Source organism: Paenarthrobacter sp. NPDC089322 (genome assembly GCF_040684895.1).
GTDB lineage: Bacteria > Actinomycetota > Actinomycetes > Actinomycetales > Micrococcaceae > Arthrobacter.
Map to the genome: position 1 here is coordinate 112572 of NZ_JBFBGW010000008.1, position 24810 is coordinate 137381.

At 62.2% G+C, this 24810-nt stretch carries 21 protein-coding genes; 10 read left to right on the forward strand and 11 right to left on the reverse strand.

What is annotated here, in order from left to right:
* Positions 1 to 33 precede the first annotated feature (33 nt).
* The 4 genes from AB0N65_RS10810 (at position 34) to AB0N65_RS10825 (ending at position 3823) form a co-directional block, all read left to right on the forward strand.
* Positions 34 to 1515, forward strand: coding sequence for an amidohydrolase (locus AB0N65_RS10810; RefSeq protein WP_364160967.1), 1482 nt, complete (start codon positions 34 to 36; stop codon positions 1513 to 1515).
* A 198-nt stretch (positions 1516 to 1713) separates the two neighbouring features.
* Positions 1714 to 2460: a DUF5058 family protein gene (locus AB0N65_RS10815; RefSeq protein ID WP_364160969.1), complete on the forward strand. Its 747-nt coding sequence runs from the start codon at positions 1714 to 1716 to the stop codon at positions 2458 to 2460.
* A gap of 16 nt (positions 2461 to 2476) precedes the next feature.
* Positions 2477 to 3205 (forward strand): hypothetical protein, encoded by a 729-nt coding sequence (locus tag AB0N65_RS10820; protein ID WP_364160971.1) that lies wholly within the window; start codon positions 2477 to 2479, stop codon positions 3203 to 3205.
* A gap of 63 nt (positions 3206 to 3268) precedes the next feature.
* The gene (locus AB0N65_RS10825; protein WP_364160973.1) at positions 3269 to 3823 is read left to right on the forward strand and encodes a TOPRIM nucleotidyl transferase/hydrolase domain-containing protein; all 555 of its coding nucleotides are present in this window, start codon (positions 3269 to 3271) and stop codon (positions 3821 to 3823) included.
* Here AB0N65_RS10825 and AB0N65_RS10830 read toward each other — a convergent pair.
* From AB0N65_RS10830 to AB0N65_RS10850, 5 genes are all read right to left on the reverse strand, one after another.
* Positions 3820 to 4599 (reverse strand): SDR family oxidoreductase, encoded by a 780-nt coding sequence (locus tag AB0N65_RS10830; RefSeq protein WP_364160975.1) that lies wholly within the window; start codon positions 4597 to 4599, stop codon positions 3820 to 3822. The two genes, AB0N65_RS10825 and AB0N65_RS10830, sit on opposite strands and share 4 nt — an antisense overlap.
* Positions 4600 to 4695: 96 nt before the next feature.
* Positions 4696 to 6537: an IucA/IucC family siderophore biosynthesis protein gene (locus AB0N65_RS10835; protein ID WP_364160977.1), complete on the reverse strand. Its 1842-nt coding sequence runs from the start codon at positions 6535 to 6537 to the stop codon at positions 4696 to 4698.
* Positions 6534 to 7124, reverse strand: coding sequence for a GNAT family N-acetyltransferase (locus AB0N65_RS10840; RefSeq protein WP_364160979.1), 591 nt, complete (start codon positions 7122 to 7124; stop codon positions 6534 to 6536). Before AB0N65_RS10840 ends, AB0N65_RS10835 begins: the two co-directional genes overlap by 4 nt.
* Positions 7121 to 8464, reverse strand: a complete 1344-nt coding sequence (locus tag AB0N65_RS10845) for a lysine N(6)-hydroxylase/L-ornithine N(5)-oxygenase family protein (protein ID WP_364160981.1) — start codon at positions 8462 to 8464, stop codon at positions 7121 to 7123. The genes AB0N65_RS10840 and AB0N65_RS10845 overlap by 4 nt, the downstream gene beginning before the upstream one ends.
* Entirely contained in the window at positions 8461 to 10023 is a 1563-nt protein-coding gene (locus tag AB0N65_RS10850; RefSeq protein ID WP_364160983.1) for an aspartate aminotransferase family protein, read from the reverse strand. Before AB0N65_RS10850 ends, AB0N65_RS10845 begins: the two co-directional genes overlap by 4 nt.
* Positions 10024 to 10300: 277 nt before the next feature.
* Here AB0N65_RS10850 and AB0N65_RS10855 point away from each other — a divergent pair, with 277 nt between their 5' ends.
* Entirely contained in the window at positions 10301 to 10657 is a 357-nt protein-coding gene (locus AB0N65_RS10855) for a hypothetical protein (protein ID WP_364160985.1), read from the forward strand.
* A gap of 276 nt (positions 10658 to 10933) precedes the next feature.
* Here the strand turns inward: AB0N65_RS10855 and AB0N65_RS10860 are convergent, their stop codons facing one another.
* On the reverse strand, positions 10934 to 12697 hold the full coding sequence (locus AB0N65_RS10860) for a sigma-70 family RNA polymerase sigma factor (protein WP_364160987.1): 1764 nt from the start codon (positions 12695 to 12697) through the stop codon (positions 10934 to 10936).
* A 419-nt stretch (positions 12698 to 13116) separates the two neighbouring features.
* On the opposite strand from AB0N65_RS10860, the gene AB0N65_RS10865 reads away from it, so the two are divergent.
* The 3 genes from AB0N65_RS10865 (at position 13117) to AB0N65_RS10875 (ending at position 18352) form a co-directional block, all read left to right on the forward strand.
* On the forward strand, positions 13117 to 15720 hold the full coding sequence (locus AB0N65_RS10865; protein ID WP_364160989.1) for a GEVED domain-containing protein: 2604 nt from the start codon (positions 13117 to 13119) through the stop codon (positions 15718 to 15720).
* Between the two features lie 96 nt (positions 15721 to 15816).
* Positions 15817 to 17298, forward strand: coding sequence for a SpaH/EbpB family LPXTG-anchored major pilin (locus AB0N65_RS10870; protein ID WP_364160991.1), 1482 nt, complete (start codon positions 15817 to 15819; stop codon positions 17296 to 17298).
* Positions 17299 to 17407: 109 nt separating this feature from the next.
* The gene (locus AB0N65_RS10875; RefSeq protein WP_364160993.1) at positions 17408 to 18352 is read left to right on the forward strand and encodes a class C sortase; all 945 of its coding nucleotides are present in this window, start codon (positions 17408 to 17410) and stop codon (positions 18350 to 18352) included.
* 3 nt (positions 18353 to 18355) lie between these two features.
* On the opposite strand, the gene AB0N65_RS10880 is transcribed toward AB0N65_RS10875, so the two are convergent.
* From AB0N65_RS10880 to AB0N65_RS10895, 4 genes are all read right to left on the reverse strand, one after another.
* Positions 18356 to 18712, reverse strand: a complete 357-nt coding sequence (locus AB0N65_RS10880) for a GNAT family N-acetyltransferase (RefSeq protein ID WP_364160995.1) — start codon at positions 18710 to 18712, stop codon at positions 18356 to 18358.
* Positions 18709 to 20049: an acyltransferase gene (locus tag AB0N65_RS10885; RefSeq protein WP_364160997.1), complete on the reverse strand. Its 1341-nt coding sequence runs from the start codon at positions 20047 to 20049 to the stop codon at positions 18709 to 18711. Before AB0N65_RS10885 ends, AB0N65_RS10880 begins: the two co-directional genes overlap by 4 nt.
* A 105-nt stretch (positions 20050 to 20154) precedes the next feature.
* Entirely contained in the window at positions 20155 to 21363 is a 1209-nt protein-coding gene (locus AB0N65_RS10890; protein ID WP_364160999.1) for an amidohydrolase, read from the reverse strand.
* The gene (locus AB0N65_RS10895; protein WP_364161001.1) at positions 21360 to 22778 is read right to left on the reverse strand and encodes an MFS transporter; all 1419 of its coding nucleotides are present in this window, start codon (positions 22776 to 22778) and stop codon (positions 21360 to 21362) included. The genes AB0N65_RS10890 and AB0N65_RS10895 overlap by 4 nt, the downstream gene beginning before the upstream one ends.
* Before the next feature lie 112 nt (positions 22779 to 22890).
* Here AB0N65_RS10895 and AB0N65_RS10900 point away from each other — a divergent pair, with 112 nt between their 5' ends.
* Both AB0N65_RS10900 and AB0N65_RS10905 read left to right on the forward strand, forming a co-directional pair.
* Positions 22891 to 23910 (forward strand): AsnC family transcriptional regulator, encoded by a 1020-nt coding sequence (locus tag AB0N65_RS10900; protein WP_364161003.1) that lies wholly within the window; start codon positions 22891 to 22893, stop codon positions 23908 to 23910.
* A 64-nt stretch (positions 23911 to 23974) separates the two neighbouring features.
* Entirely contained in the window at positions 23975 to 24394 is a 420-nt protein-coding gene (locus tag AB0N65_RS10905; protein ID WP_364161005.1) for a VOC family protein, read from the forward strand.
* A 12-nt stretch (positions 24395 to 24406) separates the two neighbouring features.
* Here the strand turns inward: AB0N65_RS10905 and AB0N65_RS10910 are convergent, their stop codons facing one another.
* Entirely contained in the window at positions 24407 to 24799 is a 393-nt protein-coding gene (locus AB0N65_RS10910; RefSeq protein ID WP_364161007.1) for a DUF1304 domain-containing protein, read from the reverse strand.
* Positions 24800 to 24810: the final 11 nt, after the last annotated feature.

The following is a 24810-nucleotide window of genomic DNA, read 5'->3' on the forward strand; positions in this document are numbered from 1 at the left end:
AAGAAAAACCAGGACCACGGAAGTAGGTTTGCTATGAAGAATATTGAAAAAGTAAGTGAAGTAATCACTGACCTGGCTCCAGAGTTTGTCCAACTCTCGGATGCTGTTTGGGACGAGCCCGAGCTCCGCTGGGAAGAACACGTAGCTGTTCGTCGCCACTGTGAACTGGCGGAGAAGTATGGGTTCACCATCACCCCGAACGTTGCGGGCCTCCCGACGGCATTTTCAGCTGAGAAGGGGACCACCGGGCCTATCATCGCCTTTCTGGGCGAATACGATGCACTCGCAGACATGAGCCAGGACAGTGGGAATCCTGAACGCTGCCCAAACCCACACAGTGATTCGCTTAACGGCCACGGTTGCGGTCACCATCTGCTGGGGGCCGGGTCCTTGTTGGCAGCTGTTGCAACAGCCCGGTATCTGGAGGAAAACAGCCTCCCCGGCCGCGTCCGCTACTACGGCTGTCCAGCCGAAGAGGCGGCAGCCGGCAAAACGTATATGGTCAGAGGCGGCGCATTCGACGACGTCGACGCAGCGATCACTTGGCATCCAAACAATTCCACAGTAGTCCGTCAGGTTCTGACACTCGCCTACGCGCAGGTCTACTTCCACTTCACCGGCATCGCATCACATGCAGGGGTGAGCCCCCATTTGGGCCGGAGCGCGCTCGATGCCCTTGAACTGACAAACACCGGACTGAATTACCTGCGCGAACACATCCCGGACTCGGCACGGATTCACTATGCCATCACTGACGCTGGCGGTCTGTCGCCCAACGTTGTACCTTCCCGGGCTTCGGGCTTCTATATCGTCCGCGCCGAAGACACCGCCCAGATGCGGGAGCTCTTCGACCGCGTCGTAAAGGTGGCTGAGGGTGCGGCACACATGACGGAGACAAAGCTGACGATTGAATTTGATGGTGCCTGCTCGGAGATCCTTCCCAACGACACTCTTGAACAGGCGCTGCACAGCACAGTGCAAACTTTGGGAAACATCCCTTTCACTGAGGAGGACCACGAGGCAGCTTCCACTTTCACTCTCAACTCATCACCCCGGGACATCAGGCACGCCAAGCAAAGCTTCGGTTGGCCATCCGAGGACCCACGTTCGCTCCATGAAAGCCTGCCGCTCACCGACTTTGACCGGCCGCGCACCCAGATGACCGGTTCAAGTGACGTTGGCGACGTGTCCTGGTCCGTGCCGACGGTACAGATCCTGGCATCGACATACGCGCTCGGAACCCCGTTTCACAGCTGGCAAGCAGTGGCTCAGGGTAAAACGCCCGCAGCGCACAAAGGCATGGTCTACGCGGCGAAAGCAATGGCCGGCACAGCCCTCTCCATCCTCACGGATCCGGATCTCTTGGCAGCCGCAAAAGCGGAGCATGCACGCGCCACAGCCGAGAACCCGTACGTGTGCCCGGTGCCTGACGATGTTGTCGCGCCTCCCCTTAGGACGAACACGGACGCCGGCAAAGAACTGCAACCGTCTTTGGCAGGAGCATCATCCCGTTAAGGGGGGATCGGCCGGGACGCCCTGGCCTTGAGTTTCCAGCCTATGTTTGAAGCAAAGTCACTGACCACGCTTCCGTTTACCTGGATCGCGTGTTTCCGTTCACCTCAGTGAGCACGCGATCCAGGTAATCAAACCTAACGCCCTGTCCAAACTGATTTTTGTCCAAGCTAATTGGACATTCCCCTCGAGGAGTGGGACATGCCTAACAGCATTGTCGATCCTGGCTCAACAAATATTGCACCCCTTATCAACCATCCCGTTCTGTGGGCATGTGCCATCGGGGTTTTCCTAGTAATCATTCTGCAGTCAGTGATCTACTATCGAGCGGTCAAACAGGCCGCTCCCGAGGCAAACCTGACTGCGGCTCAGGTTCGCGGGTCCGTCCGCACTGGTGCGGTCGCGGCGATCGGTCCCTCGCTTGCCGTCTCACTCATAGCCCTTTCGCTGCTGCCTCTGTTTGGCACGCCTGCAGTACTGACAAGAATCGGACTGGTCGGTTCTGCCGCCTTCGACGTAGCGGCAGCAGGTATTGCTGCCGGCACCCAGGGGGCACAGCTTGGCGGTCACACCTATACCCAGAAGATCTTTGCACTGGGATTTGCGGCAATGACCTTGGGCGGACTGTTGTGGATGCTCGCAGCCCTTATTCTCACTCCCGTCCTCAGCAAAGGCGATGCGAAGCTGCGAAAGATAAACCCCGCAGTGATGACGATCGTGCCCGCGGCGGCCTTACTGGGTGCGTTCTTCACGCTGGCCTTGCAGGAAACCTTGAAGTCCCCGACGCACCTGATCACGATGCTCGTTTCGGCGGCAGTCATGGGGGTCTGCCTGCTCGTAGCCAAGCAGCTCAAACGCCCTTGGGTACGCGAGTGGGGGCTGGGCATTGCGATCCTGGTTGCCCTCGCGGTCGCCTTCGTCATCACCGATGCAACTTCGATGGCCTGAGCAGAAAGACCCCGAAATGTCACGTTCAAAAGAAACCCGAAGCGGCCTTGCCGCGTTCGACCACGCCACCGCAGTCTGGGGCCCTGTAACCCTCGGACTTGGCTTCCTCATCTCCCTGCTGGCCGCCCTGTACGCCGTCTTCGGGACGGGATTGGGTATATCCGGAAGCCAGTTATGGACCGCTGTTGGTGCCGTTGTAGCAACTTTCGGCGCCCTTGCTGTGATTGAACCGGTCTCCTATTTCCCCATCCTGGGCCGCTCCGCAATGTATCAGGCGTTCCTCATAGGAAACATATCCAACAAGCTGCTCCCGGCTGCCATTGTTGCCCAGACGAACCTCGACGAAAAACCCGGTACCCGGCGGGCTGAACTCATTGCCGGAAGCGCGATCATCGGAGCGGTCCTGGTCCACATCACCACCTTGGTACTTTTCGTGGCAGTGCTTGGTTCATGGCTTGTCGCGTCATTGCCACCCTCAGCGGTTGCAATTGCCCGGCTCTACATCCTGCCTGCGATTTTCGGGGCGGTTCTATTGCAGAGCGTGCTTGCCATGAGAACGATCCGCACAACCATCATTGCGGCCGTGGTCGGGGTTCTGATCGTCTTCGTACTCCTGCCTCTGCTTCCAGCGCTGGCCTACTTTGCCACCGCATTGGCAGTGGCCCTCACAATTGTTGTGGCTTGGTACACGCGCTCAAATTCCCAGCGCCCTTCTGAGCCCATCACCACGTCCGTTCCGCATTAGACACTGCGGCGGAGGAAAGTGCACGCAGCCTGAAATTCAGAGACCCAGCGCCATACTTGTTTTATGCAGGCGACGACTGTCCTTGTGGAGGGCGAGAGTGACCGGCTTGCGGTCCTTGCGCTCGCTCTTCGCCGCGGCCATGACCTGACCGCTGAGCGGGTCACGGTGGTGCCAATGGGAGGTGCTACAAGCATCGTCCGCTTCCTGGACCACTACGGGCCTAACGGCGCAAACCACAGGCTCCTCGGGTTGTGCGACGAAGGCGAATCCCGCGGCATTGCCCGGGCACTCGGCCGGGCGGGCGTGGGGACCGGCCCACTGGACGAACTCGGTTTCCATGTTTGTCGCGCTGATCTGGAGGACGAACTCATCCGCTGCCTGGGCATCGATGCCGTACTCAACGTCATCGACGCCCAGGGCGAGCTTGCGTCCTTTCGGCTCCTCCAACGCCAGCCGTCGCAGCGCGAGCAGCCGGTATCGGCGCAGTTGCGCCGGTTCTTCGGAGGCCGCAGTGGAAACAAGATTCGCTACGCGCCGTTGTTGGTCGCTGCCTTGCCTGCCGGGCAGGCGCCGGAGCCGCTCTCCCGGCTCATTGGCGACTTCCGGCGCGAAAGCTAAGGCTCCAGCGGCCGGCGGGGTGGTCCGGACGTGAGCTTTGCCGGCAGTATCCTTGCGAAGAAGCTGACTACTTTATAGCGACGCGTCGGGATGGAAACAGCTTTGCCTTTGGCATTGTCCTCCAGGCCTTCCCGCACTACGCGCTCGGCTTTGAGCCAGAGGAAGCGGGGAGCCACGGACTTGTCCATGCCCATGCGTTCGTGGAATTCGGTGTGCGTGAAGCCCGGACATACGGCCGTCACCTGCACTCCGGACTTTGCATATGCGGTGTTGGCCCAGCGACTGAACGTTACCTGCCACGCTTTTGCGGCTGAGTAGCTGCCGCGGTTGGCGAAAGCAGCCACACTGGCGACGTTGATGATCCGGCCCTTGCCGCGGGCGAGCATGACCTCCAGGGCAGCATGGCACAGTTCCATGGGCGTCTGGACGTGGAGGCGAAGATGGCGCCTTTCCTCCTCCAACTTGTTCTGCTCGAACGACTTCAGGAGCCCGATCCCGGCGTTGTTGACCAGCACGTCCACCGGCCTGCTTGGGTCGCGGAGCCGGTCCGCCACCGCGGAAACCCCGACGTCGGTAGTCAGGTCTGCGGACAAGACCTCCACCGAGATACTGAAGTCGCGTTCGAACTCCTCCGCCTTCTCCTTCAGCCGCTGTTCATCGCGGGCCACCAGGATCAGGTGATGGCCCTGCTCGGCGAGTTGGCGCGCAAATTCCGCGCCCAAGCCGGCGGTAGCACCGGTGACCAGGGCTGTGAGTTCGTTGGCTCGGGTAGTCATGCGCCTAGATTAGTCCCCACCTCCCCCGCGAGATGGCACTTAATGACAATGTTTGCCCGTGGGACTGTCATTAAGTGCCATCTCGGCGAGGGGTTGTTAGGCGAACTTCGCCAGGGGGTTTGCGAGGCGTCCGGCCATCTGCAGCCCGCCGGACGGGTCGGAGATGTCCAGCATCTGCTGGTTGTTCCGCAGCTGCAGCCGGTTGAGGCAGGACAATTCAAAGTCCGGCGCGAATAGGTCGTGCATCGCGAACTGGTCCGTGAGCTCCGGGTGGCGTGCCTGGTACTCACGCAGCACCGCGGCGGCGGTCCCCCAGAACTCGTCCTCGCCCAGCGTCCCGTCCTCCACAAGGATTGCCCCAAGGAAACGGAAAATGCAGTCGAAGACGTCAGTGAAAATCGCCAACACCATTTCCTCGGCAGGAATCTCGGCCTTGATGCGGGACACTTCGGACGGCAGCTCCAGCCTGTCCCCCATCACCACGATTTCCTCGGCGAGGTCCTTCATGATGGCCCGAACGGGCACACCATCTTCAAGGACCAGGATGACGTTCTCGCCGTGCGGCATGAAGGCGAGTTCGTACTCGTACAGACAGTGCACCAACGGCACGAGGTAGGCCTCGAAGTAGCGGCGGAGCCACTCCGTCGGTGCCAGCCCCGAGCGGGAAATCAGTGCGGAGACCACGGAATTTCCGGAGCCATCCAGATGCAGCAACGACGCCATGGTGGCCAACTGCTGACCGTTCTCAAGCAATGGCAAGGGACTTTCCCTCCACAGCGCCGAGAGCATCTTGCGGTAGGGCGAACCCTTGGCCGAGGCGGCCTCGTAGTAGTGGTTGTGGTATCCGATCGCAGCGCATTCCTTGATCATGGCCAGGCCCCGGTTCTGGAGCTCCTGGTCCTTGTCGATCAGTTCCTGCAACCAGTCGTTGATGGCCGGTGTTGCCTTCATGTACTGCGGCGACAACCCGCGCATGAAGCCCATGTTCAGCACGGACATAGCCGTCTTGACGTACGCCTTCTCCGGTGAGGTGGTGTTGAAGAACGTACGGATGGACTGCTGGGCCTGGTAGGAGTCCTCTCCGGTTCCAAGGTGGACGATGTGCCGCTGGGCGATTTCTGCCGCGAACGTCACCGTGAGCTTGTTGTCCCACTGCCACGGGTGGACCGGCATCAGCAGGTAGTCTTCGGGGTCAAGGCCGGAAGCGGAGAGCTCGGTGTTGAACCACGCCAGGGTTGCCGGGCCGAGCTCGGATTCGAAGTGCGTCCGATAGTCCAGACCGGCACTCGACGTGAACACGGCTTTGCTCCGGTGCACGGCGATCCACTGAATCTTCACGGTGGCCCCTGTTTCCGGGGCAAAGGCGTGGTAATCGGCGATGCCGAAGCCCAGCCGGCCATTGTTGGCCACGAAACACGGATGCCCCTCGGTCATACTGTGCTCGATCGCTTGGAAATCGACTGCCCGGTCCGCGCCGCCCGTGACACCGGCGACCAACTCCGCCGAGCTGTACGGCTTGCCCTGCTTGTAGGCATGGCTCGCCAGGGTGCTGCTGATCTCTTCCAGATACACGGGCAGCATTTCCTCGCGGATGCCCAAGGCCTCATGGAACTCTGCGATGAAGTCCAAGGCATCCACCGGCAGTTCCTCGCCGTCCCGGAGGCGGGCGATCGATTCGGCGTTCACGGACCAGTGCTCAAGTTCCAGGAGCCGGGCCCGGAAACGGTACTCCACGGTGTCGTCGTCGCTCGCTACCTTGTACAAACCGACGCCGTCACCTTCGTCACGGATCAGCTCCGGAACCAGAATGCGCTCGTGCGAGAACTCCGCAATGGCCTTGCGAACCAGATGCCGGTTGGCGGCAGCCCAGCGTTCCGGAGTCAGATGGGCTACGGGAGCGGCGATCTCATTAACAGGCGTCTCGGCGGTGGTGGTCACAGGGATTCTCCTCTGGTCGCCGCGGCAGGCGCGGCCAGAATCGGGGTCAGGGTAGCGAGGAAATCCTCGCGGGTGCAGAAGCTCAACAGCCCTTGCTTGTGGTCTTCGGCAGGGTCGACGGCGGGAAGCGTCACCACGCCGTGCGGCCGGAAACCCACCTTCTCGTTGAGAACGTGAATCTTGTGGTTCCGGGCGTCAGGCTCGACGACGACCCGCCGGGTTGCGGGGTCATCGAACAGTTCCGCCATGACGGCCTGCATGACGGCGGTGGTGAAGCCTGGTTGCGGGTCACCGCTGGGCGGGGACACCAAAAGGTGCATGCCGACGTCACCCTTGAGGACCTCATAAACGTCCGCCAACGGTGATGACTCCGGACGGTACCGCTCCATCAGGAAGGCGGGGACGCCGTCGTCGAGCCCCAGAAAGGCCTGGTGATGCCCCGACTCTGCGATCCTCGTGTACTCCTCCACAACGTCCTGCTCCGTGGACGACACCATGCCCCAGAAGCGTGCGTACTCCTGGCTCACCCAGCTGTGGAGGACCGGTGCGTCGGCGATGGGATCAACGGGACGGAAAGTGAAGCTCATGCGGAGGCTCCGATGGGTGCGGCTTCGGCAGCGGGGACGGCGGCCGGAGCGCCAAACTGCTGGAACGCGATGCTGCGTTCAACCGGGTACACCTCGCGGCCCGTGATTTCCCGCAGGATGCAGGAGTTCCGGTAGGCGGCCATGCCGAGGTCCGGGGTTACGAAACCATGGGTGTGCAGTTCCGCGTTCTGGACGAAGATTTCACCCGGTTCGACGCCGGTCCCGTAGTTGCGCTCGACGTCAAACCGGCCCTTGGCGTCGCGCCGGATGCGGTCCTTGATGCCAGCCAGGAAGGCGGGTTCCTTGTAGGTGTAGCCGGTGGCGAGCACCACGGCCTCCGACTCCAGTGAGTAGTCACGCCCGTGCTCCTCATGGCGCAGGTGGAGGGTGTGGGTTCCGGTGGCGGCGTCCCATTCCGCAGCGGTCAGCGAGGAGTGGGTGTGCAACTGAGTGTCCACGATTCCGGACAGGCTCTTGGTGTAGAGGAGATCGTAGATGTCATCGATCAGGTCCGAGTTGATGCCCTTGTACAGGTTCTTCTGGTTCTTGATCAGGTGGTCGCGCTGCTCGCCGGGGAGTGAGTGGAAGTAGTCAACGTACTCGGGCGAGGTCATCTCGAGCGTGAGCTTGGTGTACTCGAGCGGGAAGAAGCGGCCTGAGCGGGTCACCCAGTTCAGCTGGTACCCGTAGACGTCAATCTCCTGAAGGAGCTCGTAGTAAAGCTCGGCTGCACTCTGCCCGCTGCCCACGATCGTGATGCTGCGCTTGGACTGCAGCTCACTCTTCCTCGACAGGTAGTCGGCGTTGTGGAGGACCAGCCCCCCACCGTCGACTATCCCGGCACACGAGACCGGGATATAAGGTGACGTGCCGGTGCCAAGGACCAGCCGGCGTGCGCGAAGCACCTCAGCGCCGTCCGGGCCTTGCACGGAAAGGCGGTACACGCCGTCGTCGTAAGCCACATCCAGCACATCCGTGCTAAAACGGACCGACTCCAGCTGACCGGCCACCCACTGGCAGTACTGGTTGTACTCCGCGCGCAGCGGGTAGAAGTTCTCACGGATATAGAAGCGGTACAGGCGGCCGGTCTGCTTCAGGAAGTTCAAGAACGAGTACGGCGACGTCGGGTCCGCCAGTGTGACGAGGTCAGCCATGAACGGCACCTGCAGATGCGCCGGCTCCAGCATCATGCCGGGGTGCCAGTCGAAGGATTCACGTCGCTCAAGGAACACGCAGTCCAAGTTCTCCACCGGCTCGCTCAGGGCGGCCAGCCCCAGGTTGAAAGGCCCGACGCCGATACCCGCTACGTCGTAAATCCTGCTGTTGTCCGGGGTGCTCACGCGGCGGCCTCCGTGGTGTTGGCGAGCAGGCTGGCGCCTGTCCGGCGGATAAGTTCGATGATTTCCTGAATGTCGCTCAGGGACGCCTCGGCATTGAGGAGGGTGAATTTGAGGTAATGGCGTCCGGCTACCTTGGTGCCTGCGACGACAGCTTCGCCCGACGCGAAGATCGCAGCCCGGATGGCGGGATTCAGGACATCTGCGGCGTCCTCGTCAAGCCTTGTGCCGTCAACTTCGGGGCGGTAACGGAAGACGAGGGTGCTCAGCTGGGGTGCGGCGGCGAGTTCGAACTGGGCGTCGTCGCCGAGCAGCGTGCCCACGCGGCCGGCAAGGTCAATGGCTTCGTCGAACAGCGCACCGATGGCATCGGCACCCATGATGCGGAGCGTAAGCCAGAGCTTCAACGCATCAAAGCGGCGGGTGGTCTGGATGCTCTTGTCCACCTGGTTGGGGATCTCGGCCTTGGCGGCGCTTTCCGGGTTGAGGTAGTCGGCGTAGTAGGTGACGTGGCCCATCATGGCGCCATTGCGGACCAGGACGGCGCTGGAGCTGACCGGCTGGAAGAAGGTTTTGTGGAAATCCACCGTGACGGAGTCGGCAAGGTGGATCCCGTCCAGGAGGTGGCGGTAACGGCCGGACACCAGGAGGCCGCCACCATAGGCAGCGTCAACATGCAGCCAGGAGTCGTAGGCGCGGACGAGTGCCGACAGTTCGGCCAACGGGTCTACCGAACCGAAGTCAGTGGTTCCGGCAGTGGCCACGACCGCCATAGGCACCAGGCCGGCGTCGTGCGCCTCTGCCAAAGCCGACGCGAGTGCTGTGGGGTCCATGCGGTGGTCTTCAGCCGTTGGCACGGCGATCACGGCATCAAAACCGAGGCCCAGCATGGAAGCGGACTTCTGGATGCTGAAGTGGCTGTCAACGGATGTGAAGATCCGGAGCCGGTCCAGCAGGTGCGGCAGACGCGCTTCACCGTTGCTGGCCCGCAGCTTCGCAACAGCGTGGTTCCGGGCGATCAGCAGCGCCTGGAAGTTGGACTGGCTGCCGCCCGAGGTGAAGACGCCGTCGGCCGCTTGGCTGAAGCCGATGCGCTCCGCGGTCCAATCGATGAGGCGGCGCTCGATCATGGTGGCACCCGCGCTCTGGTCCCACGTGTCCATGGAGGAGTTCACTGCCGAAAGAACAGCTTCACCAACAAGGGCCGGGATGACGACGGGGCAATTCAGATGTGCGGCATACCGGGAATCGTGAAAGTAGATCGCGTCCTTCAGGTAGAGCCCGTCAAGCTCCTCCAGGGCCGCCGCCGTGTCCGGCAGGGGACGGTCGAGGTCGACAGCACCAACACGCGCCTTCAGTTCTGCATGCCCGACGCCGGTAAACGGCTGGGCGGTCCGCTGGACTTTGGTGGAGACGGCATTGACTCCTTGAAGGACCTGCGCGACGTAACTGGGCGAATTTCGTGCGTTGAACAGCTGGTTGGTGGCAGCGAGGGCCAGTTCCACTTTGGAGCCAAAGTCCTGCTCCTGAACGATCCGCTCTTCGACACTAGGTGACGTCACGTCAGCTTCCTTCCATTGCATTGGGGCGCTAGTTAGCAAAGGCAAGCCTTACTTAGGATTGCCTTTCCGTCAAACTTTTGTGACCTAATTCGCCCTGAATGCGTTTTCTTGTCAGTTCGAAAGGGTGAGTGTCGTCATTGACTTTGTTTCGCGCGGTTTTCGGGGCAAGATTCTGCCCATTTTTGGGCACACACTGTCCGGCATGCTCGTGGCCCCCGGGACGCGTAGCCGAGGAGTAGAGTGCAAGGACTATCCCGTCAACGGCTTGGGGGAACCAATGAATGATCGCGATCACGAGCGCATCGGCTTCCGCGAAATCGACGAACACGGAAATGGTGTACCGGCAATCAACCCCCACATGCCGGCCGCCGTCGACCCGGCTCACACGCGGCTGCAGCCCAACCCCTTCATCATCGCGCTCTGGGTCCTAACCGCAGGGTTGTGGTTCTTCGGAGCGTGGGCCTTCAGCACGGCGGCGGCCGCCGTCATGGCCCCGCCCACCAGCGAGATCGCCCAGGTGAACTACATGCTGCTGGCCAACGCCCCCTACGCCCTGCTCGCAGCTGTCCTGCTGACGGCTGGCCTCCTGTTTTGGCACGCCTCGCGTTGGCAGCAGAAGCGGACGGGTCTCTAACTCACTCGAAAGCGCGGCCCGTCCGGCAAGTGCGGGCGAGCGGTTGGCGCGGGCAAGCGACGGGCGCGGGCAAGCCCAACTAGGTCGCATTACAGCGCGTTTTGAGGGCTCAAAACGCCATCTGCTGCGACCTACATTCAGGGTCGAGGCTCGGACTGCTTCCTCGTCACGGTTTTTTGTAACATCGCTACTGAGCGCCATGGGCATGGCTTCGCCCACTACTCAGTGGGACTCAATCACGGATCGTGACGCGAAAATCTGGAAATTCTTCACAGGCTAAGAGAACTCGTTGGTGAAGGTCATGCCTTCGAAACCTTGACCGGTAAACCCGTAATCCAGCTTGCCTCGCCGGGCTTCGCCCGGAACCAGCACGCCGAAGTCGAAAGTGACGCCATGCGGGTCCATGGACTGTGTGGTGCAGTGGATCCTGTGGATGTCTGCTGCCGGATCCGAACACGTCCAACCCGCTGGTGGCACAAAGCCATCCGTGGCAAACGAGGCGCCTTCGGACAAGGTGAAGTCCGCCTCAGCCCAGCCCGAGGAGCCTTGACCGTCGATTGAAAGACCAACGCTTAGGACCCGCTCGGTGGTGCCGCTACCCTGCCGGACTCCAAAGGTGACCTCCACAGCTTGTGCCGGTGCCGTGGGAGAGGGTGTCGGCGTTGGTGTCGGCGTCGGGGACGCTGCCGGGCCGGTCGGCGTCGGGGAGGCTGCCGGACCCGTCGGCGTGGGAGACGGCGAGGGTGTCGGCGTCGGGGAGGCTCCCGGACCCGTCGGCGTAGGAGACGGCGAGGGTGTCGGCGTCGGGGAGGCTGCCGGACCCGTCGGCGTAGGAGACGGCGTTGGGGATGCTGCCGGGCCAGTCGGCGTCGGAGACGGCGACTGTGCAGCCTTGCCCCCGGAGGTGTAGTTCCGCGGCAGTGGATCCCGGGAGGCCGGGCCCCGCAACGCCAGGATCGGCGCAACGGCCACCCCGGGTCCCAGATCGGAGGGCGACGTCACGAGTGTGGCCGGAGCCCACGGCACATCAAGCGGAGCCGGCGACGGAACAACCGGGGGGACGAACGGTGCGGCAGGCGATGGCACACTGCTTGGACGTGTACCCGATGGCGCTGCTTTCTGGAGCGGGGCGTTCGGCGCTTCGGCCGCGCTGGTGTTCGCCGAAGTTTGCCCGAGCCACATGAGCGCGCTGAACACCGCCAAACCGACGGCAGCCACGGCAGCTGCTGCTATTTTCCACATCTCACCGAAGGACCTGACGGCCGTGGTTCCGCTGGCGGCCTGCGGCATGGTTGGCCCGGACGAAATCCCGGCCACAGCCGCCGGAGTGAACACGACGCCGGTTACCAGCGGGAAGATGATCACCCTCATGGCGCTCTGGATGTCATTAAGCTCAATCAGCAGGGCAGTGCACTTGGAGCAGTTGTCCATGTGTGCGCGCACCTTCTCATAGGTGCTCCGCTTCAGCGCACCCCTGGCATACTTCCCGAGCTGGCTGGAATATTCGAAGCATTCATCATCCGGGGTTCGACTGATGTGCTTCTGCAGGTAAGCCTGGCGCAACCCCTCCCTGGCGCGGATTGCCAAGGAAGACACGCCGTTAGCGCTAACACCTAAGAACGTGGCAACCGCGGCCGGCTTCATTCCCTCGATGTCCAGGTGCCACAGCACGATCTGCCAGCGCTCGGGCAGGGACTTGAAAGCCGCCGCCATCGCGGACGACTCGAATTCGTTGAGGACGCGATCGTGATCCACAACGGCGAAATCCAGCATTGCGTCGTCAGGTGCCGCCTGGAGGCGCCTGGCCTTCCGGTTCCGGTCGTGAGCCATGCGCTGAACCGTCGTCAGGAGGTAAGCACGGAAGAACTTGTCCGGCCCCCTACCCTGACTCAGCGCCTGGAAAACCGACGCGAATGCCTCCGCCACCACATCATCCGAGTCACTGGGGTTGTCTATCTGGGCACGCGCAACATACTGCGCCGCCGGCAAGTGTCGGTGGTAAAGCTCGGCGAACGCATCCTTATTGCCGGTTCTAACCATCGCGATGATTTCTGGATCGCTATGCGGCTCGGCCGCCATAGTCCCGGGCACACCACTAGGCCCTGAAGCAGGTTTCTTCCCCATGCCCCCTAGTGTTACATCACATTGCGGAATGACTTGAATCGCAGGTTGCTTAGCAGTAAAGGCGGTCGGCGCGCCGAATGCCCCGCGTGGTCACCGTTATCGGGGCACGATTCCTCGGCTTCTCCTCGTAACGACACCGGGATGGGAACGTCCGGAAAGAAAACTCCCACTTTCTGCAACACGAACGGAAGCCAACTCCTACTTACTTCCTGAGAGCTGCCCAGGGGAACCTGGCGGCTAACCCAAAATCTCCAATCCAAGGTGCATGGACGCCCACCTTGGTCCACACGATGAGGGCACTGGAACGGATTACAGAAAGCTGGAAGGAACTCGTTTTGAAGTCATCCTTTAGGAAAGCGACATCGATTGTCGCCACATTGGTGGTGTTCCTTGGGCTGCTGTCTTTCGGCTCGTTGGGTTTCGGCGCCCCCGCCGAGGCCTATCAGGTGGCGACCACGCAGGCGAGCGTTAACGGCGGCGTTGCCACATTGTCCATGCCTGGATCGAACCTCGTCACCACCTATGACCAGTCCGGGCTAACAGACTTGGTGGGCAGGGCCCGGATGGACAGCCGCGGCTATGTCGCCACTGACTTTCAGCAAGGCATGCCCGCCACGACGCCAGGGGTTGAGTTCGCGTCAAACCTGATCAACAACTGCCCCGCATCCGGCACGTGTTCCGGCTTGGGAACCATAACAATCTCCTTCAACCAGCCCGTGCGGAACCCGGTCCTCAACATTGCTGGCATTGGCGGAAACGTCTACATGGACATCGGCGACGACGGAAACATTGACGAGCAGTCACAGCTCCATGCGGTCCTCAACCTTGCAACTCCGGGGTTGTCAATGACCAAACTCTCCGGTGGCAACCTCGCTGTTTCAGGAAATTCGATCACCGCCACAAACCATAACGCGGGCACGTCTTGCGAGACGAACGTCCAAAACGATTCACCGGATCCTTGGGACGCGCAGGCGACTGCTGCCTGCGGGGCGGTACGCATCAACGGCATCGTGAACACCTTGACGTTCAACATCAGTGCCGTGTTTGTCCCGACGCTCGACAACCGTCCTGGCTACACCAACAACGACACATCAGATCCGCCTCACAACACCGATAACTACGTGATCTCGATGACTGTGCCGCAGGACTTCGGAGATGCACCGGCTACTTACGACCAAGCCAATGCAGCCAGGGCTATCCTCTCCGACGTCACCTTGGGACCAAACGTGACGGAAGACAACGCCCAGGTGGCCAACGGCACGTCCTCACCGAACGCCAGTGCCACCGCGGCCCTGGACCAGATGGACGACGGCGTGATCCTGGCGCCCCACGTCGCAGGCACCACCAGCTACTCCACCACTGTTGCAATCAGTGGGGCCAGCAAAGCAGGCACTGTCTGCGGGTGGATTGACTTCGACAAGGACGGCATCTTCGACAACCCGGCAGAGCGCGCCTGCGCCACCTTTGCTGCCGGTGCAACCACGGCAACGTTGAATTGGACCGCGATTTCCAGCCAAGTCACGGCGGGCACCACCTATTCACGGTTCCGGATCGGCTACAACAGCACCCAGACGATGCTCCCCACCGGTGCCTCAGACTCTGGTGAGGTGGAGGACTACGTTTTCACCATCACCCCCGCGATAGTGCCCGCCCCGGCCATTTCGCTCGTGAAAACAGTGAACAAGACCACGCTGGTGGCCGGCGAAACTGCGACGTACACCTTCGTTGCAAAGAACACGGGAAACGTGACGCTGACCGGCGTAGTGATCTCCGAAACCCAATTCTCCGGCACGGGAACCATGAGCGCCCTGTCCTACACGTGGCCAGCCCTGCCGGGTGTGCTGCTTCCGGGACAATCTGTCACGGCAACCGCAACGTATGTAGTCACCGCCGCGGATGTCACCAGCGGATTGCTGACCAATACCGCGAAAGTCACCGGCAACCCACCTCTTGGCAACCCGGTCACCGCCACAGACGACGCCCAGGTCTCCGCACCACCGGCCTGGAAGATCAAAAAGACTGCGGCTGTGGACGGCAACTCATCCAACGGCAGCGAGGTCAGCCCTGGTGACACCATTACTTACACGGTCACGGCCACAAGCGTGAGCGGGCAGATCACGGGAGTCGTCCTTACGGACAACCTCGCTGACGTCCTGGACCATGCGATCTTCGTGTCCGGCTCGGCCAGCCTGACCATCGGTACTGCCGCTCCCATCGTCGTCGCCGACCCCGCCGCCGGCTCGACCACCCTCGTCACCGCACCGTTCACCCTGCCTGCAGGGCAGACGGCCACGCTGCGCTACAGCGTTACCATCCACGACGACGCCTGGAGTGCGGAGCTAGTCAACGTCGTAACCGGAAACGCATCAACTCCACCACTGTCCTGCCCCACAGGTTCCGGAACACCCGCGCCTGATTGCACCACAACGCACCGGACGCCTGCCAAGATCCTCATCGAAAAGATCGGTGAGTCATCTGATTCGACGTGGGTCCCCATGGCCGGTTCAACCTGGGCTATCCATGACGACGCCAGTGGAACACCGGGCGCGCTGAATACGAGCTACCCCGTGGAAGCAATCACGGGCCAGACCGGGCAGTTCCAGCTCGAGGGCATCCAGCCAGGCGTGTACTGGCTCCACGAAATCACGGCCCCGGATGGTTTCAGCCTTCTGGCCGAACCCGTGCAATTCACCGTTGCCCCTGATGGTTCGGTGAGTCTTGGACAGGGCAGCGGCACCGGTGTTGTCACCACCAGCGACGTCGACGGAGACGGCATCTTCCTTGTCACCGTCCGCGACGTTCCAGCACTGGAACTCCCCGAATCCGGCGGAATCGGGTGGTGGCCCTTCACTGTGGCCGGTTCCATGCTTCTTCTTACCTCGGCACTCATGGCCGCCGGCACCAGCCGACGCCAGAAGGTCCGGTCTGCATCTTCCTGATAACAGTCCCCGCTCCTACGTAACCCGTTAGGAGCAGGGCATTCACAAATGTTCAATTCCGAGCATCAGCACCACACAATAAGAAAGAGGATAAAAGTGAGTAATCAAAGCTCTCGGCGGCTTTGGAAAACCGCCGCCGCTACCATAGCCGGGGCGGTGTTGGCGATGACCTTCTCGGTAACGCCCGCGTCCGCCGCTCCCCTGGTGGACGGCGACCAGCTCGGTTCCATCACCGTGCACAAATTCGAACGGCCCTCCACCGCCACGGGCTTGCCGAACAACGGCACCGCCGTTGACACTACGGGGCTGACGCCTCTGGCCGGCGTCGAATTCACCATCCAGCAGGTCAACACCATCGACCTCTCCACGAATGCCGGCTGGGACGCTGCACACAACCTGAGCAGCGTTTTCTCCCCCGCGGACCCGACCGGGTCCATCACCGGTGCCGGTTACACCCTGGGCGGCGGGCAGGCACAGACCACCGATGCCGCCGGCACAGCAGCCTTCAGCGATCTTCCCGTCGGCCTGTACCTCGTCACCGAAACCAACTACCCCGCAGGCGTGACGCCGGCGGCTCCATTCCTGGTTTCCGTGCCGTTGACCGATCCTGACAACAACGACAACTGGATCTACGACGTCCACGTCTACCCCAAGAACTCCCTCACCGGGGCAGAGAAGACCGTCACCGATGCCCCCGATGTAAAGCTGGGCGACCAGATCGACTTCACCATCACCGGTGACATCCCGAACGAGGACGTCATCGACGGCTACAAGATCGTTGACCAGCTTGACCCCAAGCTGACCTACGTCGACGCCACCGCTACCCTCGTTGACGGCACCGTCCTCACCGAAGGCACCGACTACAACGTGGTCTTCGATGCAGCCACGAACACCGTCTCCGTTGTCTTCACGCCGGCTGGCCGTGCACTGCTCGCAGCCCACAATGACACCCGCGTCCAGGTTGTCGTCAACACCAAAGTCAACACCATTGGCGAGATCGAGAACGAGGCATTGGTTTACCCGAACGCTGCCAGCTTCGACATCACCCCGGGCCAGCCTGGCGGACCGATCGTTACTCCCCCGGTTGTCACCAAGTGGGGCGAGATCACGCTCGAAAAGGTTGACGAGAACGGTGCAGCCCTTGCCGGCGCTTCCTTCTCCGTTTACGCAACCGAAGCCGACGCACAGGCCGGTACCAACCCCATCGCCCTCAACGGCCAAACCACCTTCACGGTAGCGGCAGATGGAACCCTGACGATCTCCGGACTGCGCTACTCGGACTGGGCCAACGGCGCTGCCGTAGCTCCCGGCGATGCAGAGTACCGCACCTACTACCTCGTCGAGACCACCGCTCCGGCAGGGTATGAACTGCTCGCCGAGCCGATCTCCTTCCTGGTCAATGCAACAACCACCACCGTGGGCATCGACCTCGAGGTCAAGAACATCCCGTCCAACTCCGGATTCGAACTGCCGCTGACCGGTGGCGTGGGAACCGGGCTGCTCTACGCAGCCGGTGCACTCCTCATCACCGGCGCAGGTCTGCTGTTCGTCCGCTCACGCCGGACCAGCAACAACTAACACCCAGGAACCGCTACAGCGGTCCTAATCACCGAAGTGGGGAAGAACGCCGAACAAGCGCTCTTCCCCACTTTGCTTCATCCCGGAACAACCTTCTCCCAGGAACCTGATGACACAGCGCCAACTTTCCCAGCTGCGCCCGCGCAGAAGAGTTCAACAACCGCGGCACACGCCCACCACGTGGAGCAAGCAACGCATCTTCATCGTGCTGGCCGCAATCATCGGCGTTGGTGTCCTTCTCTACCCAACGGCGGCGGCCTGGTTCTCCGATCGGGTCCATGCAACAGAAATCAGCGGCTATGTGGAGACAGTGGAAAACCTTTCGCCCTCAGCTCAGAAGTCCTTGTTGGACGAAGCCCGGCAGTTCAACTCGGATCTTCCATCGGGCCCTCTCCGCGACCCCTACTCTTTGAACGAGAAGGGCGAGCATACAGTCATTGGTGCAGGATCCGATGCCTATAAGAAGATGCTGGACGTCGGTCCGGGAGGCATGATGGCCCGGATCAGCATTCCAGCCATTCACTCGGATCTTCCAATTTTCCACGGCACCGACGAGGCCACTCTCGCCAAAGGCGCAGGGCACCTCTTCGGTTCAGGATTGCCCGTTGGCGGCACCAGCACCCACAGCGTACTCACGGCACATTCCGGATTCGTCAATGCCACCCTCTTTGATGATCTGGACAAAGTTGCCGACGGCGACATCTTTACCCTCAGCGTGCTCGGCGAGACCCTCTATTACCGGGTAAACCAGATCAAGACCGTGCTCCCGGAGGAAACTGACGACCTCCGCAAGGTTGACGGAAAAGATTACGTCACGCTGGTCACCTGCACGCCAAAGGGCGTCAACAGCCACAGACTTATCGTGAGGGGTGAACGTATCGATCCCCCAGCCACGGACGAGGGTCAACGAATGCTCCCCAGCCAGGCATTGGACCCCGGTTTCCCCTGGTGGGCACTTGCGTTCGTGGGAGCGATCGTCGTGGCCGTACTTGTGACCCGGCCACGCAAGGGGCCCGCTGAAGAACCCCGGGAAGCTGTGGAAAGCGACGAATAGCGGCTATTCGTTGTCCGGCTCGCCCACGGGTTTTTCGGCCGGCCAGTCGACGTCCTGCTCGTAACCTTCATGCTTCTGCAGGTAGGCCGCGATGTAAGGGCAATGCGGGATGATGCGCTTTCCGGATGCCACCACATCGTCCAGCGCAAAGTGCGCAAGCACCTTGGCCAGCCCCTGGCCCTTGAACTGGGGCCTCGTCTCCGTGTGTGTGAAATCGATGTGACCGGGCCTGTTGATGAACTGGGAAATCACCGCCAGTTCACCGTCGACGCGCAGCTCATAGCGGTGGAATTGGTCGTTGCGCACTGTTGTGACGCCAGCGCGGAAGGAGTCTGCCAGGGAGTCGGTTTGCTCGGTCATGATTCGAGATTGGCACGTAAACCTTGCTCTGGCAATGTGGACGGTTGTTCGTCCCGAGGGCCGGATGTTTCGACGGGAGCCGGCGGCAGCACCGGCGTCGTGACCCTGCCAAGCAACAACACTGCGAGCGCAAAACAAGCTGCTCCCCCGCCGAGCAGCGCCAGCGTCAGGCCGTTGAAGGCGGCATCCGCCACAGGAACAAAAACCACGACGGCGGCAGTCACCACGGCGGTCCGGGAGGGACCCCGGGCGTGGCTGGCCGCCGTCGGACGTTCCTCAAGGTGGCCAAGAAGCGCAACGGTAGGCAGCAAGAGACCTACGACCGCACAGAAGACGGGAATCCGGGCCCACCACCATTCGCCCGTTCCGGCTGACGGCTTGGGAAAATCGGTGAGCAGCAGGAGCGCCGACATACCCACCAAGAGCGGAAGATGCCAGAGGTAGACGGTCATGGACCAGCGACCCGCGACCGCGATGGTTGTCCGCACCCACCGGATCCCGCCCAACCATCGCACTCCCGGAAGCAGCAGTTGAAGCATCGCCGTCTGGGAGATAGCCAAGAGAAGCAGGCAGAGGTTGGGTGGGTTGATATTAACCACCATGTTGCCCGGGTAGATGCCCACTCCGGTGACGAGCCCCAGCAGGAGGTTGCTGGCGACCATCACGCCAAGCAACCACGGCCGGCTGCGGTCCTCGAAGTAGCCGTCCAGCATGAAGAATCCCAGTTGTTGGACGGCGCACCACAGGAAAATCATGTTGGTGAAGGCCAACACGGGTGCCGCGCCCCTCAAGGAATCGACTGCGATGATCAGGGCAACCAGCGCCCCGAAAGTCACCAGCGGATGGCGTTGATGGAGGCGGGCCATCAGGGGGATGCTGAGTTGCGCCGTCAGATACGCTGCCAGGAACCAGAGGGGCATCGCTGCGCCTGTGGTCATCAGCTGGATCACCTGCGGGTGGACGCCGAGCAACAGAGCCGCCCAAAGCCCTGCCCACATCAGGGCGAGCAGGGCCATGGCGGGTCGGACCAACCGCAGGAGCCTGAGCTGCGCGAAGTCGAAGCCCGTTCCACCCCGCGCTTTCAAGCGTCGCCATGATTGCAGTCCCGTGACGCCGCCCAGGACGAAGAACAACGGAACAATCATCAGGAGCCACACCACCGGCGTGAACCAGGCTTGCTCCATGAGGGTGTTCTCAGTGGTGACTGTCCCGTCCTTGTGGAGGACGGGGCTGACCATCATGCAGTGGGCTACGACCACCAGCAGCAGGCAAATGAAGCGGACAAGGTCGATCGCCGGGTCACGCTGCACCGGTTGACTCTCGCTTGCCCTTTCCATGGTTCTCCCTACGGATGCACTCATGTTCGTGCTGACACCATTGTCCGCCCGGGCCGCAGGTGGGACCAGAGTTCTGCTGCCGCCTTCCAGCCGACCGGCCCACGCTCAACCTGCCATGCGCCGCAGGAGCCGTGCCCTTTCCGCCGGGTCGCGCGCGGCGGCGCATGCTGCAGACGCCAAGCCGAAGGAGGCATCGACGATGGCCAGGTCGGCACCGGCGGAAGCACCGAATGCAGCGAACTCGGCGGTGTGGTGGGCGGCGCCTTTGACGTCGTAGCCAACCATCGGGTGAATAACGGGCACTATCTGCGAGACGTTCCCCATGTCCGTCGAGGCTACAGGCTCGGCGCTGTATGTTACGGACCTGCCCCGGCCTGTCATGGCTGCCCGGTACGCGTCGGAAAGGAAGGGGTCCTGGCGCAGTTCGGCATAGTCATTACCGGTGGGTGTGACTTCGAGGGAGCATCCACTGGCTAAGGCGCCTGCTTCAAGGCAACACCGCACCTTGTCTTGGATTACCCTGAGTGTCTCCATGCTGGGAGCGCGCATCTCGATGCTGGCCCGCGTCCTGGCCGGTATGACGTTGACGGCGCTGCCGCCTTCGTTGACGATCAGGGAAACGATCGATCCCGCGGGAAACTGCTGCCGGGCAAGCGCGATGGCAGTTTGCGCGATCACCATTGCATCCAAGGCGTTGACCCCTTCGGCGGGCGCCGCGGCTGCGTGGGCAGGACGCCCTTCGAACACGACTCCCCACATGCACATAGCCAGCGACGAGCCGCCCACTACATCCGAAGCCCCGGCATGCGCCATCATCGCCAGGGAGACGTCGTCAAAGAAGCCGGCCTCTATGAGGTCCACTTTTCCGCCGGTGGTTTCCTCCGCGGGGGTCCCCAGCACCTTCACGGTCAGACCGAGCTGGTCGGCCACGGCGCACAAGGCCAGGGCTGCTCCCACGGCGCTGGCAGCATTGACGTTGTGCCCGCAGGCATGGCCGATGGCCGGCAAAGCATCATATTCGACACACAGCGCCACCACGAGTTCGCCGGTACCGAACCGCGCGCTGAAGGCAGTGGGCTGCCCGGGCTGCTGTTCGTCGAAGCTGAATCCCGCTTTCCGCAGCACACGTCGCACGCGTTTCACGGCGCGGAACTCCTGGCCTCCCAGCTCCGGATCCGCGTGGATGGCATGGCTGAGGTCCAGGATCTCCGGTGTCCAGCGTTCCACTGCGGCTTTCAGGGCAGCGTCCACGTCATGTTGGGAGAGATGCCCGACGGCGGCTGCCCGCCTCTCGCTCGCTACTCCCGTGATCACGCGGCCACCTCCTCAACATGGCGCCTCGGGTAGGTGGCGCTGGCCCCCGCGGCGATCAAGGCACCCACAGCGAGCGCTCCCCAAATGGCGTACAGCCCACCCTCGGTGATGCGGCCGGATTCTGCGGAAGCCGAGGAAATCAGCTTGACCACGGCAGCTCCCACGGCGATACCAACCGATAACGCGAGTTCGTTGAGTCCCGCCGCGGTGGAGGTTTCTTCCAGCGGGATGCCTTCCACGGAGAGCGCCCGGGTTCCTGCTTGGTACATTCCCAGGCTGAGGTTGAACATGGCGAAGCCCAGGCAGTAGCCCGCGAATGAGCCGTGCGCAGCCATCATGACGAGGAAACCGCCGGCCAAGAGGACTCCGGCGAAAACCAGGGTGGTTGGTTCACCGAAGTGGCGCAGCGCCTTTGCGGTCAACAGGGAGGAAACCAAGGACAGGACGGAGGCCAGCGCAAGAATGATTGCGATCATGAGCGGGCTCAGGGCGAAGCCGTAGCCGGACTTGTCCGGGTTGGAGTGCAGGAAGATACCGTTGGTGCCGAAGTAGCTGATGGACGCAAAGCCGAAGAAGAAGGTCGCAAGGGAGATCGCGCGGATCCGTGGGATGGCCAGCATGCGCAGGTCCATGAACCGTTTGCTGTGGGTTGCACCGGCGTCACGGCGGGCCCAGTACGCAAGGAGCGCCAGACCCAGGATCCCGACGCCGATTGTGCGCACATCCAGCCACCCCCATTCCGGCGCCATCGATAGCGCCACGACAAAGCCGATCAAGCCCAGCGCGCAAGCCAGCAACGGCGCAAGGGCGATGCCCTCACGAGTGGGGACCCCGGCGTCGGGCAGGAGGAAAGAGCAAACGAAAGCGACCACGGCGAACGGGACTGCCACCCAAAAACCGAGTGTCGGATCCGTGACGCCAACGATTCCGGCGAGAAGGCCTCCCGCTCCCACCATGATCATGAGCATGCCGATCATCACGCTGACGCCGGTGCGGGTGTGCGCGGGACTGGTGACGCGGAGGATGCCCATCATGAGGGGGATGAATCCCACCACACACGTGAGCATGACAACGCCAATCGTGACCGTCCAGAGCGAAGGCCACAATGCCATCTGGAGCACACCCACCGTCACGATGCCCGTGGACCAGCGAAGCACAAGCCTGTACCCGTAGCTGTCGCCGAGCCTCGAGATGATCGGAGTGAGCACGGCAAAGCTGACGTTGGAGATGAGGAAGATGCCGTTGATCGTGGGGTCGTCAATCTCAAAGACGGGTCCCAGCGCAGGCAGGATCGGGTTGAGGTATCCCTGGGTGACGCCGCTCAGGGATTCGATCAGGGCCATCGCCAGGATCATTCCCGCGATGGTCCGGTGGGTTGTTCGTGACGTCGCCGGGGGTGCTGTGTTGCTTGCCATGGGCTTCCTTGGAGTCTGTGTTATGACGGAACGGTGATGCGAGTCACAACGCTAAGGCGACCATCTACACTTGCCTCAGAATTGTTTGAACCCTCCCTCAAAGCAGGTCACGTTGAATGAATCAGCCGTAACCACCGAGCTTGACCTCGAAATCGTGAATGCACTTCAGATCAATCCGCGTGCGGAATGGAGCCGGGTGGCAGAAGCCCTTGGCCTGTCCGCCCCCACGGTAGCCCGTCGCTGGAGCGCCCTCGCCGGGCAAGGACAAGCGTGGATCACGCCGGCACCGGGCCCTCGGTATCTGAGCGCCGGATGGTCGGCCTTCATCCACCTTTCGTCAGCGCCGAGCGACAGCGAAGCGCTGATCGAACGGCTGTGTGCCGAGCCGGCCTTCGGCACGGTCTCGCTTGTCACCGGCTCCCACGACGTCTTTGTGGACTGTTTCGCTTCCAGCCACAACGAGCTGATGGACATCGTCACGGGCTCGTTCCCGAAGTTGCCGGGCGTGAGCCACCGCGAGGTTGTCTTCGTCACCAAGCTGTACCGGCAGGCCTCGGATTGGCGGAGCGGGACGCTGGAGCCCGCCCGGGCGCGGCTCGTTTCAGCCGGGCCACTCGCTGAGCAGCAGGGATACTCCCCCGATCACCTCGACGCCGCCCTGCTCGTGGAACTCGCCAGGGACGGGCGGGCAAGTTGGGCTGAGCTCGGCGCGGCCTGCGGCGTTTCACCACAAACTGCCCGACGACGGGTGGAACGTTTCCTCGCCACGGGATACATGACGCTTCGTTGTGACTCGTCGACGGCGGCACAACAGGGACTGCGTGAGGTCACCTTGGTCCTGAACGTCCCGGCCCAATACGTCGACGACGTCGGCCGCTACTTCGCCGCCCTCGGCAACTGCCGGTTGAGCGCCCAGGTCCTGGGCGCTCAAAACCTGCTGGTCACACTGTGGGTGCGCGACTACTTGGAGGTGCAGGCCTACGAACGCGAGCTCGCGGGACGGGCTCCGGGAAGCGCGGTCATCTCGCGCCAAGCGGTGGTCCGGACCTTCAAACGCCTGGGTCACATCCTTGACGACACCGGGTGCAGCCAACGGGTGGTCCCACTGCCGCTGTGGCGGGAGGGCTCCTGATCTCTATCCACAACCGGTAAAGCAGGTCTGGACGGGGCCGCCGGGAACCGGCAGGATCAAAGCCATGACAACCTCCATTTTCGTGAATTTGCCCGTCAGCGACCTCGAGGCTTCCAAGGCCTTCTACACAGCACTCGGCTACTCCATCAATCCGAACTTCACCGACGAGACCGCAGCATGCGTTGTCTTCAGCGACACGATTTACGCCATGCTGCTCACGCACGACAAATTTTCCCAGTTCACCAAGCAGCCCATCGCCGATACCCAAAACTCGACGGCGGCAATCGTTGCGCTCTCGGCCGACAGCCGGGAAGCTGTGGACACGCTTGCCACCAAGGCTTTGGAAGCGGGCGGTTCAGAAACCTATGACGCCCAGGACCTCGGGTTTATGTACAGCCGTGCTTTCCGGGACCTCGACGGCCACCACTGGGAAGTCCTGTGGATGGACGAGGCTGCTGCCCAGGACGGCCCGCCGGCTTCCTAGCCCACAAGACCTCTAGCGCAGGGTCAGGGCCAGGATTCCCAGTACGACGGCGATCAGCGGCGTGGTGCCTTGGAGCGCCGCCGCGCGGAGGTACTTTTTGCCGCTGGCAGCGAGCACGAGGGCTGCCAGAAGCATGGATCCGCAGCTGCTGAAGACGAGTGTCCAACCGACCTGCGGAGCCCCCGACCAGATGGCAACGATACCTGCCAAGGCCCCGATTGCGAGGAACAGGTTGTAGAAACCCTGGTTATACGCGAGCGGTTTGGTGGTTTCGGCATCAGCCTGCGAAGTGAGGCTGAACCGCTTCCATGTGGCTGGCCTGGTCCAGGTGATGGACTCCATCGTGAAGATGTAGACGTGGAGCAACGCCGCAATCAGGGCAAAAATCAGGGAGGCCAGGATCATGAGTTGATCCT